The 16759-nt window shown below is 62.4% G+C and carries 17 protein-coding genes; 3 read left to right on the top strand and 14 right to left on the bottom strand.

The window, feature by feature from the left end; translation table 11 throughout:
• Window positions 1-15: 15 nt before the first annotated feature.
• From ACWA13_RS09105 to ACWA13_RS09060, 10 genes are all read right to left on the bottom strand, one after another.
• On the bottom strand, window positions 16-939 hold the full coding sequence (locus tag ACWA13_RS09105) for an FKBP-type peptidyl-prolyl cis-trans isomerase (RefSeq protein ID WP_463937797.1): 924 nt from the start codon (window positions 937-939) through the stop codon (window positions 16-18).
• 104 nt (window positions 940-1043) lie between these two features.
• The gene (pafA, locus tag ACWA13_RS09100) at window positions 1044-2408 is read right to left on the bottom strand and encodes a Pup--protein ligase (RefSeq protein ID WP_463937796.1); all 1365 of its coding nucleotides are present in this window, start codon (window positions 2406-2408) and stop codon (window positions 1044-1046) included.
• Window positions 2408-3115: a proteasome subunit alpha gene (gene prcA / locus ACWA13_RS09095; protein ID WP_463937795.1), complete on the bottom strand. Its 708-nt coding sequence runs from the start codon at window positions 3113-3115 to the stop codon at window positions 2408-2410. The genes pafA and prcA overlap by 1 nt, the downstream gene beginning before the upstream one ends.
• A gap of 1 nt (window position 3116) precedes the next feature.
• Window positions 3117-3935 carry a proteasome subunit beta gene (prcB, locus tag ACWA13_RS09090; RefSeq protein ID WP_463937794.1) on the bottom strand — a complete coding sequence of 273 codons (819 nt, stop codon included), beginning with the start codon at window positions 3933-3935 and terminating at the stop codon, window positions 3117-3119.
• Window positions 3936-4009: 74 nt separating this feature from the next.
• Window positions 4010-4213 (bottom strand): ubiquitin-like protein Pup, encoded by a 204-nt coding sequence (locus ACWA13_RS09085; RefSeq protein ID WP_463937793.1) that lies wholly within the window; start codon window positions 4211-4213, stop codon window positions 4010-4012.
• Between the two features lie 90 nt (window positions 4214-4303).
• Window positions 4304-5917 (bottom strand): depupylase/deamidase Dop, encoded by a 1614-nt coding sequence (dop, locus tag ACWA13_RS09080; protein ID WP_463937895.1) that lies wholly within the window; start codon window positions 5915-5917, stop codon window positions 4304-4306.
• Window positions 5918-5967: 50 nt separating this feature from the next.
• Window positions 5968-7719 (bottom strand): proteasome ATPase, encoded by a 1752-nt coding sequence (arc, locus tag ACWA13_RS09075; RefSeq protein ID WP_463937792.1) that lies wholly within the window; start codon window positions 7717-7719, stop codon window positions 5968-5970.
• Window positions 7720-7802: 83 nt separating this feature from the next.
• Window positions 7803-8858, bottom strand: coding sequence for a tRNA (adenine-N1)-methyltransferase (locus ACWA13_RS09070; RefSeq protein WP_463937791.1), 1056 nt, complete (start codon window positions 8856-8858; stop codon window positions 7803-7805).
• Window positions 8859-8938: 80 nt separating this feature from the next.
• Window positions 8939-10093 (bottom strand): site-2 protease family protein, encoded by a 1155-nt coding sequence (locus ACWA13_RS09065; protein ID WP_463937790.1) that lies wholly within the window; start codon window positions 10091-10093, stop codon window positions 8939-8941.
• The gene (locus ACWA13_RS09060) at window positions 10086-10841 is read right to left on the bottom strand and encodes an HAD family hydrolase (protein WP_463937789.1); all 756 of its coding nucleotides are present in this window, start codon (window positions 10839-10841) and stop codon (window positions 10086-10088) included. The genes ACWA13_RS09065 and ACWA13_RS09060 overlap by 8 nt, the downstream gene beginning before the upstream one ends.
• A gap of 131 nt (window positions 10842-10972) precedes the next feature.
• Here ACWA13_RS09060 and ACWA13_RS09055 point away from each other — a divergent pair, with 131 nt between their 5' ends.
• The gene (locus ACWA13_RS09055; RefSeq protein ID WP_463937788.1) at window positions 10973-11878 is read left to right on the top strand and encodes a PAC2 family protein; all 906 of its coding nucleotides are present in this window, start codon (window positions 10973-10975) and stop codon (window positions 11876-11878) included.
• Between the two features lies 1 nt (window position 11879).
• Here ACWA13_RS09055 and mshC read toward each other — a convergent pair whose 3' ends face one another.
• Window positions 11880-13202 carry a cysteine--1-D-myo-inosityl 2-amino-2-deoxy-alpha-D-glucopyranoside ligase gene (mshC, locus tag ACWA13_RS09050; RefSeq protein WP_463937787.1) on the bottom strand — a complete coding sequence of 441 codons (1323 nt, stop codon included), beginning with the start codon at window positions 13200-13202 and terminating at the stop codon, window positions 11880-11882.
• A gap of 15 nt (window positions 13203-13217) precedes the next feature.
• Entirely contained in the window at window positions 13218-14051 is an 834-nt protein-coding gene (locus tag ACWA13_RS09045; RefSeq protein ID WP_463937786.1) for an undecaprenyl-diphosphate phosphatase, read from the bottom strand.
• Window positions 14052-14101: 50 nt separating this feature from the next.
• Between ACWA13_RS09045 and ACWA13_RS09040 the strand changes: the two genes are divergently transcribed.
• Window positions 14102-15040 (top strand): aldo/keto reductase, encoded by a 939-nt coding sequence (locus ACWA13_RS09040; RefSeq protein ID WP_463937785.1) that lies wholly within the window; start codon window positions 14102-14104, stop codon window positions 15038-15040.
• A gap of 27 nt (window positions 15041-15067) precedes the next feature.
• Here the strand turns inward: ACWA13_RS09040 and ACWA13_RS09035 are convergent, their stop codons facing one another.
• Window positions 15068-15328 (bottom strand): hypothetical protein, encoded by a 261-nt coding sequence (locus tag ACWA13_RS09035; RefSeq protein WP_463937784.1) that lies wholly within the window; start codon window positions 15326-15328, stop codon window positions 15068-15070.
• A 40-nt stretch (window positions 15329-15368) separates the two neighbouring features.
• On the opposite strand from ACWA13_RS09035, the gene ACWA13_RS09030 reads away from it, so the two are divergent.
• Window positions 15369-15602, top strand: a complete 234-nt coding sequence (locus ACWA13_RS09030) for a DUF5703 family protein (protein WP_463937783.1) — start codon at window positions 15369-15371, stop codon at window positions 15600-15602.
• Here the strand turns inward: ACWA13_RS09030 and ACWA13_RS09025 are convergent.
• The gene (locus tag ACWA13_RS09025; protein WP_463937782.1) at window positions 15599-16756 is read right to left on the bottom strand and encodes an acyl-CoA dehydrogenase family protein; all 1158 of its coding nucleotides are present in this window, start codon (window positions 16754-16756) and stop codon (window positions 15599-15601) included. The two genes, ACWA13_RS09030 and ACWA13_RS09025, sit on opposite strands and share 4 nt — an antisense overlap.
• Between the last annotated feature and the right edge of the window lie 3 nt (window positions 16757-16759).

The raw sequence follows: 16759 nt of genomic DNA, 5'->3' as shown, positions 1-16759 counted from the left end.
TGGTATTGATGCTTGCTACTTGGCAGCGAGGATATCCACAACAAACACCAGGTCGCCCTTGGCCTCGCCCTGTCCCGCCTCACCATAAGCGAGGTCCTGCGGGATTACCAAGAGGACCCTGGAGCCGACCGTTTTGCCGGCCAGGCCCTGGGTCCAGCCGGGGATGACATTCGTCAGCGGGAACGAGGCAGGTTCGCCGCGGTCGAAGCTTGAGTCGAATTTGGTGCCACCGGCCAGGGTTACGCCGACGTAGTTGACGGTGAGTGTGTTGCTTTCCTCCACCACTGCGCCTGTGCCCTTGATCAGGTCCTGGGAGATGAGCTCGGTGGGGACGGCAACGCCTTCTACCGCGATTTCCGGAATCCCGTTGTTTTCGGTAACCGTGGGGAGCCCAGCGGGGGGCGTGACGACTTCACCCTCCGGTTTCTCAAGGGCCGGTACGGAGTCGCGTGCAGCGAGGACCTTGATGATCAGCAGCTGGGTGGGTGTTGCGGAAGCGCCTTGGGCGGCGGGCGCACCGGGCGCTGCCAGTGCCAGGTATGAGCCAACCTTGGCCCCCAGAAGGGCGTTGTAAACCAGCTCTCCAGTAGTTTTCAGCTCTTCGTTAACTTCAACTGGCTCGGGTTCGCCTGCGAAGGTGTCGTCAAGAGTTGATCCGTCTGATCCGCTAACAGCCAGAATGGCGATGTCAGCTACCTGGTTGGCCTTAACGGCGTCGCCGGAACCCTCAGAAACAACCTTGATAGTGGGCTCAGCTACTTCCAGCGGCTGGGTGAACTCCAGGCCCGGCGTTGCCTTGTCACCGTTATCCGTGACTTTGACGGAGTCCAGCTTGGCCACCTCTCCGGCGGACTGGCTGGTGGGCTCAGGTTCACCGGACCCACCACAAGCGGTCAGGAGCAACAGCGCGGGAAGGATTATTGCGAGTATTCGGCGCACTTAAAAACTTTCGTCGGGGCTGGATGGACGCAGCACCCGCCTGGCAGGCAGGTACGTCGAGGGCTGAATAACGCCCAGTCAAGGATAACGGCTGAAGCTGGGAGTCAGCCCATAGAATCCAGGAGGGCGTTGACGCGGGCGTCAACGCTGCGGAAAGGATCCTTGCACAGTATGGTCTGGTGTGCCCGGTCATTGAGTTTCAGATGAACCCAGTCCACGGTGTAGTCACGGCCAAGCTCCTGGGCCCGCCGGACAAAGTCTCCACGGAGCTTGGCCCTGGTGGTTTGCGGTGGCCCGTCAACAGCGGCCTTCACTGCGGGATCGTCGACCAGCCGACGTACCGCTCCACGGGACTGCAGCAGGTAGAAGAGTCCGCGAGTCCGTGAAATGTCGTGGTAAGTCAGATCGAGCTGGCTGATCCGTGGTGCATCCAACTCCAGTCCATGGCGCTCCTGATAACTGTCCACCAGCTTCTTCTTAATCGCCCAGTCAACTTCGGTGTCAATTGCCGCAGTGTTGCCGGATTCGATGGCATCGAGGGTGCGTTCCCAGAGGTCCAGGATCAGCGGTACGTGCGGATTGTGCGCGCCGTGATCCTTGACGAAGGCGGTCACCTTGGCGAGGTACTCCCGTTGGATCTCCAAGGCGGTCAACTGCCTGCCGTTGGCCAGGCGCACCAGGGCACGGCCGGTGAGGTCGTGTGAGATCTCCCGGATACTGCGGATGGGATTCTCCATCCGCATGTCCCGCATGATCACGCCGGCCTCAACCATACGAAGGATCAGGTCCACGGTGCCCACTTTCAGCAGCGCTGTGGTCTCGGACATATTCGAGTCCCCCACAATCACGTGCAGGCGCCGGTAAAATTCCGCGTCAGCGTGCGGTTCGTCGCGGGTGTTGATGATGGGCCGGGACCTGGTGGTGGCTGAGGAAACGCCTTCCCAAATGTGGTCTGCCCGCTGCGAAAATGCGAACGTGGCGCCGTGAGGCGTCTTGAGTATCTTTCCGGCACCTGCAATAAGCTGCCGGGTTACGAGGAAGGGGATCAGGATCTCGGCGAGCCTGGAGAACTCTCCGCGGCGGGGAATGAGGTAGTTCTCGTGGCTTCCGTAAGAGTTCCCGGCCGAATCGGTGTTGTTCTTGAAGAGGTAGACAGTTCCGTTGAAGCCCTCGGCGGCCAGCCGGGACTGGGCCTCATCAACGAGGTCGTCAAGGATCAGCTCACCGGCTTTGTCATGGGCGATCAACTGGGCGAGATCATCGCACTCGGCGGTGGCGTACTCAGGATGTGATCCCACGTCCAGGTAGAGCCGAGAGCCGTTGGTGAGGAAGACATTGGACGACCTTCCCCAGCTGACAACCTTCCGAAAAAGGTAACGGGCAACCTCTTCCGGCGCCAGCGGACGCGAGTCCGGGCTTGAGTACGAGATACCGAATTCGGTTTCGATGCCAAAGATTCTTTTGTCCATCAGTTCTTCCCCCGTAACAGCGGTTCCACATCGGCGGCAGTGAGCCTGCGGAACGCGCGCCGCGTTCCCCTGGTCGACTCGGAATCGCGGTGCAGCACCGCGACTTCGACAACGGGCAGTGGCTGCGGATCCGTGTCAGTCTGCGGAACCAACCCCTGGACAGCCAGCCTGATTGCGTCAGCAAAGGTCAGCGTGGGCTGCCAGCCCTCTCTGATGGCGGCTGAGACAGTGTCCGCCTGTCCGCCCATCACGATGAAGCCGTTCTCGTCAGCGATAGATCCGTCAAAGGTCAGGCGGTACAGGTGGTCGGACTCCTGCCGTGGGCCTACTTCCGCCACAGCCAGTTCAACTTCGAAAGGTTTCTGCTCGGCGGTGAACACGGCTCCGAGGCTTTGCGCATAGACACTGGCCAAGCCACGGGCGGTAACGTCCTCACGGTCGTAGGAGTAACCCCGGACATCCGCATACCGGACTCCCGCTTGGCGCAGGCTCTCGAACTCGTTGTATTTCCCCACGGCCGCGAAAGCGATTTTGTCGTAGATCTCGCCGATCTTATGCAGTGATGGGGAGGGATTCTCGGCTACCAGCGCGATGCCTTCCGCGCAGCTGATGACGGCAACAGAGCGACCCCGGGCAATGCCTTTGCGCGCAAAATCGGCGCGGTCTTTCATCAGTTGTTCAGGCGAGACATAGAACTGCTGGCTCATGTTACGCCTCCCGCCGGGCGATGGCCCGTGCCTCGATGATGGAGCCTGCCACTGCGGCCAGATCCTGCTCCGGGATCCGCTTGGCGCCTTCCGACGTCACCACGTAGACCACAGGCCACAATTGGCGGACGGCGTCCGGACCGCCGGTGGCGGAGTCGTCGTCGGCAGCGTCATAAAGGGATTCAACGGCAACGGCTACAGCTTCTGCGGCTGTGAGGCCGGGCCGCCAGAGCTTCTTCAGTGCACCACGGGCGAACTGTGACCCGGAACCAACCGAATGGTGTTCGTGTTCCTCGTACCTGCCACCAGTGACGTCATAGGAGAAAAGCCGACCCACGCCCGCAACCGTGTCGTAACCCGCAAACAGCGGGATGACGGCGAGACCCTGCATGGCCATGGCCAGATTGCCCCGGATCATTGCGCCAAGCCGGTTGGCTTTGCCGTCCAGGCTCAGCAGTGTGCCTTCGATTTTCTCGTAGTGCTCCAGTTCAACCTGGAACAGGCGGGTCATGTCCAGGGCGATGCCTGCGGTTCCGGCAATGCCCAGGACGGAGAAGTGGTCGGCCGGAAAGACCTTTTCAATGTGCCGGCTGGCGATCACGTTGCCCATTGTTGCCCGACGGTCACCCGCCATGAGTACGCCGCCGGCAAACGACAGGGACACGATGGTAGTGGCGTGGGGTGCCTGCAGCGGCTGGCTTTGGCTCCCCTGCCCTGCTGCCAGATTGAATGGCAGCAGTTCGGGGCGGTCCCGCTGAAGGTGCTCAGTAAAGGACGAGGTGGCGTTGGCAGCTATCCGGTTGGCGGTTCGCTCCTGCAATGGTGCACTCCTTCATGTAGAAAACCCTTTTCCAGCCTGGTGCCGCACAGCGCCCTCCGGCGCCGCGGACTCCCTTATTGGCCACCCTTTTGCACGAAGGCCCGGACGAATTCCTCTGCATTTGATTCCAGGACACCGTCGATCTCGTCCAGGAGGTCATCCACGCCCTGGGTTGCTGCCGAGGCCTGTGCTTCAGGCGCTGCGGGGGGAGCGTCGGGGACTTCGTCCTCGACAACGTTGTCCCGCGACTGCGGCTGCTGCTGTTCCTGCGCTGCCATTGTTCTCTCCCTCTGTCAGTTCCAGCGGGCTGTTAAAGCTGGAACATCCGATATCCCCCATATTGCCACGCTGCCGGTCACCCCGAGCGCTTAAGCCCCTGGCGGAGGGCTGTTCTGGCCCAACAGTTCCGCCAGGAAGGACTCCGTATCCCGGTGCTTCTCAAACAGGCCCCCGGTCAAGGCCTTTGTGCCGCGCAGCGGCTCCCGGGTGGGAACCCGCTGCAGCCTTCCGTAACCAGGGATGTCAAAGATGACCGAGTCCCAGCTGGCACCCACCACATGCTTTCCAAAGCTGCTGACGCTCCGGCCGCGGAAGAAGGCCCTGGTGTCCGACGGCGGATCGGTCACCGCAGTCGCGATCGCGGCGTCGTCAACCAGTTTCCGGATCCGGTTCCGCGCCGCCAAGCGGTAGTAGAGGCCCTTTTCCGGGCGGATATCTGCCCACTGAAGGTCGATGAGGCCCAGCCGGGCATTGTCCCAGGCCAGCCCGTCACGCTGGCGGTACCCCTCAAGGAGGGAGAGCTTGGCCAGCCATTCAACGGAGCCGGCAGCGGCCGCCCGGTCCGTCCCCAGCTGGGTCAGCGTTGTGGACCAGTGCTCCAGCACGGCGTGGGTGTGTCCGTCGCCGTCCACTGCATCTCCCACACCGCTCTCCTGGGCAAGCTTGGCCGCGGCTTCGTAGTACATCCATTGCAGGTCAAGGGCCGTGACCTTGCGTCCATCCGTCAACGTCAACGTGGCAGTGAGGGAGGTGTCGTGGCTGACAGCCTGCAGGGCCGCAACGGGTTCGTAAACCTCCACTTTGGGGGCCAGCCCCGCCTCGATGAGACTCAGTACCATCGCGGTGCTGCCGAACTTGAGGTAGTTGGAGGCCTGGCTCAGGTTCGCATCGCCAATGATCACATGCAGACGCCGGTACTTTTCCGCCGTCGCGTGCGGTTCGTCCCGGGTATTGATGATGGGCCTGCGGATGGTGGTCTCCAGTCCCACCTCCGCCTCGAAGAAATCGGCCCGCTGGCTGATCTGATAGCCGGGCCTTCCGGCGTCCTGCCCGATGCCCACGCGGCCTGCACCACAGATAATCTGGCGGGTAACAAAGAAGGGGGTCAGGCCCCTGATGATGTCCCCAAACGAAACAGAGCGGGGCATCAGGTAATTCTCGTGGGAACCGTATGAGACTGACTTGTTGTCAGTGTTGTTCTTGTACAGGTTCACCTGCGGCAGGGTTGGGTCGCTTGCGATCCGGCGCACGGCCGCCAGGGCCACCAGGTCACCTGCCGCATCCCAGACGACGGCGTCGCGGGGGTTGGTAACCTCCGGGCTGGAGTATTCGGGGTGGGCATGGTCCACGTAGAGCCGGGCGCCGTTCCCCAGGACCATGTTCATCAGCAGGGATCCGGACTCGTCCTCACCGTCCAGTTCATCCCGGCCGTATGCCAGGGCAATGGCCTCGGCGTCGAGCACGGGCGGTTGGTCCGTGAGCTGGCTGGGGTGCGCCTGGGACCGTTCGAGCGTCCAGCCCCGGGCGTCGTGGAGCGGCTCCTCATCGGTGTAGTCCCACCGCGTCTCAGCGCCACCGGCCGCTCGTTGCTTCGTGACCTGGGCGTAGGCCTGCACCACCCGGGCAGACATCATCGTGGCATTTGCCCCCGGGGACGAAGGTGCATGGATGCCGTATTCGGTTTCCGCCCCCATGACCCGCATGGCCCCGCCAACCGGCAGTCCCTCTGTCCCGGCGGGGTGCTGTGCAGCCGTCACAGGTACTGCCCCGTGGTCGGCGTCGTCTCAATCGATTTGCCCGGTTCCTGGCCGGCCTTGCCCTGAACGATGGTGCGGATGTACGTGATCCGTTCACCCTTCTTCCCGGAAATCCGCGCCCAGTCATCCGGGTTGGTGGTGTTGGGCATGTCCTCATGCTCGCGGAACTCGTCGATGACGGCACGCAACAGGTGGTCGATCCGCAAGCCTTTCTGGCCCAGGGTCAGCAGGTCCTTGATTGCGTACTTCTTGGCCCGGTCTACCACGTTTTGGACTACTGCGCCGGAGTTGAAGTCCTTGAAGTAGAGCATCTCAGTATCCCCGTTGGCATATGTCACCTCAAGGAACTCATTGGACTTTTCCGTGGAGTACATGGCCTCAACGGTTCGTTGGATCATGTCATCCACAGTGGCCGGAACGTCGCCGTCGTGTTCTGCGAGGTCGTGCTCGTGGAACGGGAGGTCCTCGGTGATGTACTTCTTGAAAATGTCCGCCGCGGCCTCGGCGTCGGGCCGGTGGATCTTGACTTTCACGTCCAGGCGCCCGGGCCGCAGGATTGCCGGATCGATCATGTCTTCGCGGTTGGAAGCACCAATAACAATGACGTTGTCCAGGCGCTCGACGCCGTCGATCTCGCTCAGCAGCTGCGGGACGATGGTCGTTTCGACGTCGGACGAGACACCGGTGCCGCGGGTGCGGAACAGCGAGTCCATTTCGTCGAAAAACACCACCACGGGGCTGCCATCTGATGCTTTCTCCCGTGCCCTGGCGAAGATCAGCCGAATATGCCGTTCGGTTTCGCCAACGTACTTGTCCAGCAGTTCCGGACCCTTGATGTTAAGGAAGTAGCTTTTCAGGTCAAGATTGCCGGCCCGCTCCGCTGCCCTGGCAGCCAGGGAGTTGGCAACCGCCTTGGCGATCAGCGTCTTGCCGCAGCCCGGAGGGCCGTACAGCAGGATGCCCTTGGGGGCCTTCAGCCCGTGCTCGCGGTACAGGTCAGGGTGCAGAAAAGGAAGCTCGACGGCGTCGCGGATCTGTTCGATCTGTGGACCGAGTCCGCCAATGTCCTGGTAGGTGATGTCAGGAACTTCTTCCAGCACGAGGTTTTCCACCTCGGAGCGTGGAACCTTCTCCAGTGCATATCCGGTCCGGGAATCAATGGACAGGGCGTCACCCACGCGCAGATGCTCCGCCTGCAGCGCGCCGGACAGGCGGATCACGCGTTCCTCGTCCGCTCGGCCCAAAACCAGGGCACGGTCTGTTCCGAGCTTTTCCTTCAGGGTGACGAGCTCGCCGGCGCGTTCATAACCCAGCCCAGCCACCACCAGCAGGGCCTCATTGAGCAGCACTTCCTGGCCAGGGGCCAGCTGGCTGATGTTGACGAGCGGACTGACGCCCACCCTCATCTTCCGGCCAGCATTGAAGATGTCCACCGACTCCTCGGTGACGGACTGCCGGCTGTCCCCCGGTTGCGGATGCCGCCGCAGGTTGATCTGGAGGATAGTGCCAAAGCTGTAAGGAGGCTGCCCCTCCTGATCGAGCGCATTCTTTAGCCGGACGATTTCCGCCTTGGCCGCCTCCAACATGCTGACAAGCTTGGAGTTATTCTGCGCGGCCGCCACGAGTTGACGGTCGATGTTCCGCAATTTGTCCCGGAGAATGTTGATTTGCCGGTCTGCTGCGGAGATTCCATTGACGGAAGCCTGTTCTGCCGGCGTTCCTGCCGAACCCTCATTGGGAGTTTCCATGATGCCCCAGCCCCTTCCTGCGCTTCTCTTAAGACCTTAACCCCAAGATGGCAGGAACTGCTGGCAACTTCGTAGAATGCAGGCTAGTTCGTGATCTCCGGTTCGTCCTTGACATTGGTGCCCGCGATGGCGTCGCGGGCGGCACGGCGCAGCTTTTTGTCAGAAACAGGGCGTTCTCCCACGGCACCCGGAGTCCACGCGTTGACGTCTTCTTCGTTAAAATCCGTTTTGGAGGGCCGGCGCTTCACGGAGATTCCGGTGACGCCGTCCGCAAGCCGCCGGGTGACCAGCAGGAATCCCGTATGGGCAACCATTCGATGGTCCGGCCTGACTGCCAGTCCCTCAAGGTGCCAGCCGCGCACCATGGATTCCCACGCGTCCGGCTCGGTGAAGCGGCCGTCGGCGCGGATTGCCTCCGCCGTGCGGGAAAGCTGGGTGACGGTTGCAACGTAGTTGATCCATACGCCACCGGGGGCAAGGACTGTAGCTACGGCGTCGAGGCACTCCCACGGCGCCAGCATGTCCAGGACGACACGGTCCACAGAGCCGGGCTCCTCAGTCCGGATAACCTCGTCCTGGAAGTCGCCCAACGATATTTTCCAGGCCGGATGCGGACCGCCGAAGATCGTTTCGACGTTTCCGCGGGCAATATCGGCAAATTCCTGGCGCCGCTCAAACGAGTGCAGGTAGCCGTTGTCGCCGACTGCGCGGAGCAGCGAGATGGACAGTGCGCCGGACCCTACGCCGGCTTCAACCACCCGGGCACCGGGGAAAATATCGGCCATGGTGACAATCTGGCCGGCGTCCTTGGGATAGACGACGGCGGCGCCCCGGGGCATTGACAGCACGAAATCGGAGAGCAGCGGGCGCAGGGTCTGGTACTGCTGGCCTACGTTGTTCATTACCACCGAGCCGTCCGCGTGGCCGATGATGTCGTCGTGATTCAGGAATCCCCGATGGGTGTGGAAGGCTCCGCCCGCTTCCAGCGTGATGGTATTCATCCGTCCGCGTTCGTCCGTCAACTGCACGCGCTCGCCTTCGCGGAAAGGACCCCGACGGCGTGCGGCACCGACGGCTTCTCCCTTCCCGGTCTCCGCGTCCTCAGCCGTGTCCCGGATTGCGGCAGATTCGCTGCTCATGACGTGATTTCCTCGCTCCTGTAAACCTTGGCCGCAGGTGGGGCCAGCATGTAACTCTACCGGCCGGTCCGCCCGGGTAACTATTTGCGTGCCCCGGGCCTGCCGATAAGGGCTGACAAAACGGCCGCCTGGCCGAGGAGGCCGGTCACCTGGCCGTGTTCGTTGATGACTGCATATTCCTGCCCGGCCAGCCCTGAAAGGTACTGAATGAGCTCCGGCCCGTTCGCCGTCTCAGGAACGTAGGCGCCGGGCGCAAGCGGATAGCTCACTGCGGTTACTGGAGTGGATTCCAGGACCGAGGGCGGCACGGCTGATAGAGCTCCCCGGTCCACCACCGCCTGCGGCCGCCCGTCCGGCCCAAAGATGACCACGGCAGCGCCGCTTGCCGCAGCCGCACGGGCTTGTCCCGCAGTTGCTGACGCTGCCAGCCCGCTGGCCGGGATGGCGAGTGCTCCGGCGCTGACAAGATTGAGGCGTCCGCGCAGGGTGCCCTGCCGGACAGCTGCGGATGCCCCCATCCAGAGGAATCCGCCCACCAGTACGGTAACTACCACCAGAGTCATGTCCAGGGGTCTGCCGCTTCCGTAGGGAAGCGCAATGAACCACACCACGAGGCCGATAACGATGATTCGGCCAGCCCAGCCGGCGGCTACGGTGCCCTTCGCCTGGCTGCCCGTGATGGTCCAGACCAGGGACTCGACCAGCCGGCCGCCGTCCAGAGGCAGGCCGGGGAGGACGTTGAAGACGGCGATCAGGAAGTTTGCCCACATGAAGATATTCGTCAGCAGTTCTGCAACGCTGGGCAGGTCTGTAGTGGAGAGCACCAGCCAGGCGCCGCCGGCCAGGACAAAGTTGGCCGCGGGACCAGCCATCGCCACCAGGACGGAGCGCCCCGGACTGGCCGTAAAATTCTCGAACTGTGTATGACCGCCCCACAGCGTGAGGACGATCTTCTGCGTGGGCCAGTCAAAGACCTTTGCCGTCAGTGCGTGGGACAGTTCATGGACCAACACGGAGACAAGGAGCAGCAACGCGTAGGCGAACGCTACGTAGTAAGCCTGCACGCCGAGAGCCGGGTTGTTTGCCTGCAACACCGGCCCGTAGGCGATAACCGTAAAGGCGGCAATGATGAACCACGAGTAGGCCAGAATCACGGGGATGCCGGCGATCCTTCCCAGTGAAATGCCTTCGCGTTTTGCGGCAGGCGCGGGATTGTCGGGCCTGGTCTCAGCCACGGGAGGAGCCCCCGGACAAGGTGGCAGCGGCCTGACCGGCCGGGAAGACACGCGCTACGGCGGCGGCCTCAAGGTCTGCCACTGTCCGGCCGGCAAGCGTGTCCCAGGTAATTCTTCCGGCGTCCGGCGGCAGCGGGGTGATATGGGGAACCGCGATCGTTGTGACGCCTGATGCCATGGCCGCGGCCACACCCGGAACGGAGTCCTCCAAAGCAATGCAATGTTGGACACTCAGGTCAGGGTCAGCAACCTGCAACTGCTCCACGGCGCGCAGGTACGCCTCCGGATGGGGCTTGCCCTGGGCAACGGTGTCTCCGGTGACCAGGAACTCGAAATATGGTTTGTCGAGGCTGGCAACAACTTCGCGGGCCAGGGGCGCCTCCGACATCGTCACCAGAGCGCAGCGGATGCCCGCGCCGTGAAGTTCGTCAAGAAGCTCCCTGGCACCCGGACGCCAAGGCACCTCCTTGCGGACATTGGCAATCACCGAGGCTGTCAGGGTGTCAATGATTTCGCGGATCTCCAGGCGGACTCCGGCCCTTTGGAGGAGCCCCGCAGAATAGTCAAGGGACTGCCCAACCAGTTGCATGGCCTGTTCGTGGGACCAGGTTCCGCCGTGCGCGGCAACGAGGGCACGTTCGGCTGCCATCCAATACGGCTCCGTATCAACGATGGTCCCGTCCATGTCCCACAGGACGGCACGGAGGGTATTGCCGGACTGGACAGGATTCTGAGCAGACGGATGCATATGGTCCACTTTACGGGGGCACAACCCTGCGAGCCGTCCGGTGTACGCCCTCGGCGTACACCGCCGCAGATCAACATCAGTCTTGACTCAATCCTGTGCATCCGGCGCCGTCTTGGACGTAGGGTGTTGGAATGAACAGCTTCGACGGAGACACCGTAGATCCCGGCACCCCGCCCGAGCCTGAGCGTCTCTTGCAGCCGGTAGCGGATGGTGAGCGCATTACGGTCATGCTGGCCGCTTTTGAAGGCTGGAATGATGCAGGAGAGGCCGCCAGCGACGCCCTCCGCTACCTGAACAAGCTGTGGGACGGCAAAAAGATTGCTTCGATCGATGCCGATGAGTACTACGACTTCCAGTTCACCCGTCCCACCGTGCGGCGCAATGCTGCCGGCCAGCGGAAGATCAAGTGGCCCTCCACCCGGATTTACAAGGCGACCGCCCCCGGCACGAACATCGATGTAATTTTTGTGCAGGGCACGGAGCCTTCCTACAAATGGCGGGCCTACACGGCGGAACTGCTGGTCCAGGCCGAGGCACTGAACGTTGACTACGTCATACTGGTGGGCGCGCTCCTTGCGGATGTTCCGCACAGCAGGCCAATCCCCGTCAGTACCTCCAGCGACGATGCCGCCCTGCGTGAGCGCCTCAACCTGGAAGCATCGCAGTATGAAGGGCCGGTCGGGATTGTTGGCGTGCTCGCCGAGGTGGCCCTGCTGGCAGGTCTGCCGTCGTTGTCGCTGTGGGCAGCAGTCCCCCACTATGTGGCGCAGGCGCCTTCGCCCAAGGCCCAGCTGGCTTTGCTGCATCGCATCGAGGAATTACTCCAAGTGCCTTTGGACACCACAGAACTGGCTGAGGAAGCTGAGGCTTGGGAACGCGGGGTCGATGAACTTGCCACCGAAGATCCCGAAATTGCCGCTTATGTCCGCCAACTGGAAGAGGCGAAGGACACTGCCGATCTCCCTGAGGCCAGCGGCGAGTCCATTGCGCGTGAGTTTGAGAGGTACCTCAAGCGCCGCGGCAAGGATAAGCCGTAGGTTAAAGCTCCACGCCCAAGAGCGCGCTCAATGCGTCATAAACCAACGCCTCGTCCGTTCGGCTCGGCGTGACCCCAGCGCCGACGAGCATGCCTTTGGCTAGGGCTGCCACATTCCCGGAATCACTGGCAGCATTCTCCGCCCAGTGATCCACGGCGGCCAGCGCGGCCGGAGCGTTAAGATCGTCAGCAAGGGCCAATCGCATCTGTTCAATCAAGGGCGCTGCAGAGCCTGCGGGAGCACAGGAAACAGCTTCGCGCCAGCGCTTGAGGCGGGCCTTGGCCTGCAGGAATGCTTCGTCAGTCCAGGACCAGTCGCTGCGGTAGTGGTGCGCCAGGATGGCCAAGCGGATGGCGGGGGGTTCCTCGCCGGCGGCTCGAAGCCTTGAGACGAGGACCAGGTTACCCTTGGACTTGCTCATTTTCTCGCCGTCCAGCCCTACCATTCCTGTGTGGGCGAAGTGGGTGGCCAGCGGGACTCCGGCGAGCGAGTAGGCGTGCCCTGCCCCCATCTCATGGTGCGGGAAAACGAGGTCGGAGCCACCCCCTTGAACCGTGAAAGGCGCAGGCAGATACTTTTGGGCTATGACGGTACATTCAATGTGCCAGCCGGGACGCCCCTCGCCCAGCGAAGCGCCGGGCCAGCTCGGTTCGCCTTCGCGGGCAACACGCCACAGCAGCGGATCCAGGGCGTTCCTCTTCCCGGATCGCTCCGGGTCCCCGCCGCGTTCGGCGAACAGCTCCAGCATTTCGCTTTCCGGAAGGTTGGAGACCGTCCCCAGCTTCCACGCCTCAGGATGTTCCGGATGGTCGCCGGCAGCTACGACGTCGTAATAGACATCCCCGGCGGGCTCACTCGCGGAGGCCCCAACACGGTAGGCGATTCCGGCATCAATGAGCCTCTCAATTTCCGGAACGATATCCGGCACAGCCTCGACGGCGCCGACGTAGTTGTCCGGGGCGAGGACGTTGAGGGCCTCCATGTCCGCGTGGAACAGTTCAATTTGCTCAGCGGCCAGATCCCGCCAGTCCACTCCGGTAGCGGTAGCCCGCTCCAGCAGGGGATCGTCAACGTCCGTGACGTTTTGGACGTATTGGACCGACAGGCCCGCATCCCGCCAGGCTCTGTTGAGAAGGTCAAAGGCCACGTAGGTGGCGGCATGGCCCATGTGGGTCGCGTCGTAAGGGGTGATGCCACAGACATACAGCGACTGCCCGCCATCCTCCGGCAGCGTCACTTCACGGCGCAACGCAGAATCGAAGATCCGGATGGCCGGCATCTTGCCGGGGACTTCGGGAACAGGGAGGGATGACCATGACTTCACATATCAAGCGTAGACCTAGGCGGTGATGACGTTGAAACCGAGCAGCAAATACAGGGCGAGGCCCAGCAGGATCCGGTACCAGACAAACAATCTGTAGCTGCGGGTAGAGACGTATTTGAGGAACCAGCCAATGATGATGTAGCCCACAACGAACGCGATGATCGTGGCCAGCGCTGTCTCCGGCAGGCCATATGGCCCGGTGATACCTTCAGCGGAGACAACCTTGTAGAGCTGGTACAGGCCACTGCCGAAGACGGCCGGGATGGCGAGCAGAAACGAATAGCGGGCAGCAGCCTCCCGGGTGTAGCCCATCAGGAGGCCGGCCGTGATGGTGCCACCGGAACGGGAAACCCCTGGAATCAGCGCCATGGCCTGCGCAAGCCCGTAGAAAAGCCCATGCTTGTAGGTCATCCGGGAAAGCTCCCGTTCCTGCTTGCCAACGGCGTCAGCCACTGCCAGCACCAGGCCAAACACGATAAGGCTGGTGGCTACAATCCAAAGACTTCGCAATACTGATTCGATCTGGTCCTGGAACAGTAGCCCCAGCACAATGATCGGCAGGCTTCCGAGTATTACCAGCCAGCCCATGCGTGCATCGGGGTTGTTACGCTCGACCTTTCCGAACAGTGATCCCCACCACGCTCCAACGATCCTGACGATGTCGCGCCAGAAATAGACCACAACGGCAGTCTCCGTGCCCAGTTGGGTAATGGCTGTAAAAGCAGCCCCGGGATCTTCAGCGTTGGGTAGGAATTGCCCCACAATACGCAGATGCGCACTTGAGGAAATCGGCAAAAATTCTGTCAGTCCCTGCACGAGGCCCAAAAAGGCCGCTTCAAACCAGTTCACGCTAAGACCCTACGTCATAGGACCGGCTGTTCAGCCGTAAGCTTGCTGCTATGCAGCAGCGCTATGTCGGAAACAGCGGATTAAGGGTATCCGCTTTGTCCCTTGGAACCATGTCCTGGACTCCGGATACTGATACCCAGGACGTGGCAGACATGCTGCGGATGTTCCTCGATGCGGGCGGTTCAATGGTGGATACCGCGGCCTGGTATGAGGGAGGTGGCACAGAGGCGTTGCTCGGTTCCCTGATCGGCGACGTCGTCTCCCGCACCGAGGTGTCCATCTCTACCCGGGCGGGGCTGCTGACGCGCAGTGGCCGGCAATCCGTGGATACCTCCCGGCACGCCATGCTGTCAGCGCTTGATGCCAGTCTTGCCCGCTTGGGAACCGACTATGTGGATGTATGGTTCGCCCAGGCGTGGGACCCGAACGTGCCCTTGGAGGAAACGCTGGGAGCCTTGGACTATGCCGTCCGAAGCGGCCGTGCCCGGTACGTGGGAGTTGCCAACTTTTCCGGCTGGCAGACCGCCAAGGCTGCGGCCCTGGCCAACTTTCCGCTCGTCGCCTGCCAGGCGGAGTATTCGCTGCTGAACCGGGCGGCCGAAGCCGAGCTGGTTCCCGCCGTGGACGACGCCGGCATGGGACTGATGGCATGGGCACCGTTGGGACGAGGTGTGCTGACCGGAAAGTACCGCGGGCACATCCCTGCCGGATCCAGGGCAGCCCGGGACGGTACGGCATCCTACGTCGAGGCGTACCTTTCGGAGCGCTCCTCAAGGGTTGTGGAAGCTGTGGCCATGGCTTCCAAGGGCCTGGGCAGAAGCTCCGCCGACGTTGCACTGAGCTGGCTTTTGGCGGGGGAAGGCGTGGCTACGGCAGTCGTCGGAGCGCGGAATCCTGTACAGCTCAAGGAGATCCTGGATTCCAGGCTTACCGCTTTGCCGGCCGAGATCCATACGGCCCTACGGGACGTTTCCGCAGTCTCCGCCTAAGCGCAGCGGCGCACAAAGGAGGTACTGCTACTCGACGATGTCGAGGTCCTCTTCGTCAACTTCATCGACATCGTCCTCGTCTTCCTCATCCTCAAAGACCTGGAGAGGGGTGACTTCGTTGTAGGCCTCGTACAAGGCGTCCTCGTAAACCTCAAAGGCGTCGGCAACAGCAAAGAATGCCGTTTCCACTGCCGGGTCGCCGTCACCACGGCGGTTTGATGCTGCTATAAGGTGTTCTTCCAAGGCGGAAGTCAGGGACTGAAGCGCGACACGCGGATCGATGCTCATGACTTCACGTTAGCCGGAAAAGGACGAGAATGGAGAGCAAATGAAGGAACAATTTCTCACCAGCTCGGTCCAGAGGGAACGGGATTACCTTCGTCAGTACGAGTACCTCGTGCTGACGGTCAGCCCTGACGATTCCCTCCACGAAGCGCGGCGCCGGCTCGTGGAACACTCCGAATATGGCAAGTGGGAACTGGAGCGGAGCATTCTTTATATGGGCGGCGGACGGCGCTTCTGGCTGCGCCGGCGAGTAATGCAGGTCCAGCGGACGGTCTAGTCCAGCGGGCCCAGCCAGGCGCTTGCGACTGTATTGTGGGCTGATTCGTCGTCCGATGGATGGAACATTCCCGCCAGCACGTCCCGGTAGAGACGTTCCAGCTCGGACCCACTGAAATAACTGGATCCGCCAGCCACCCGGATGGCCAGGTCCACGACCCGCCGTGCGGTCTCTGTTGCATTAACCTTCAGTCCCACCAGCTTGGAAAACCACAGCGGCCCGTGATCGGCCAATTCGTCGACGTCGCGGGTTACCTGGGACAGCTGTGGATAGAGGTTTTCCATCGCCATTGCAGCCTCTGCCACTTTCCAGCGGATATCCGGATCCTGAGCATAGCTGCGGCCGCCGTTCTTGAATGACGTGCGTTTTTGGGCAGCATCGATGCCGAGGGCCAGCGCCCTCTCGCCGATGCCTGCATAAACCGCCGCCAGGAGGGACTCGAAGCAGGCGAAGATGGCGAAGATCAGCGGATCGGCATTCGGGCCAACCGGCAGCCTGCGGAAGATCCGGTCGGGCGGAACGATGGCATTCTCCAGGACCGTGGTGTTGGACTGGCTGGCCCTCATGCCCAGGGTGTCCCAGTCCTCCAGGATCCGGTAGCCGGGCGAATCCCTGGTGATGAAGCCGTGCACCAGCTCCCCTGCGCCGTCGCGGCCCGCCGGGTCCTTGCCGAAGATTCCCAGCCGGGTCCAGGCCGGCGAAAGGCTCGTGAAGATCTTCGTACCCGTGAAGCTGAAGCCGCCATCCGGAAGGGGCGTGGCCGTGGTCCTGGAATCAAACAGGACAGAATCATTGCCGGCCTCCGAATTTCCGAAGGCAAAGATCTCACCCCGGGCGGCCTCCTGCAGCACGTATTCCAGGGAATGGTCACCCCGGGCTGCCAGGACATGTGCGACGCCGGTCCACACCAGATGCATGTTGACCGCCAGGGCGGTGGCAGGGGCGGCCGTTGCCAGCCTTCGCTGGCACCGTGCTGCCGCTTCCAGCCCAAGCCCCCGCCCGCCGTCGGCTTTCGGAACAAAAAGCCCGAGGTATCCCGCCTCCGCCAACTCAGCTAGATCCTCGTGGAAGAAGGTGTTTTCCCGGTCGTAGCCGGCAGCGCGTGACCGGATCCGGTCCAGGAGGGCGTCAGGCAGGACTTCTTCGGGGGACATTGC

The sequence above is a fragment of the Pseudarthrobacter sp. TRD_SC_9 genome (assembly GCF_055361265.1).
This window is presented reverse-complemented; position numbering and strand designations above follow the sequence as displayed.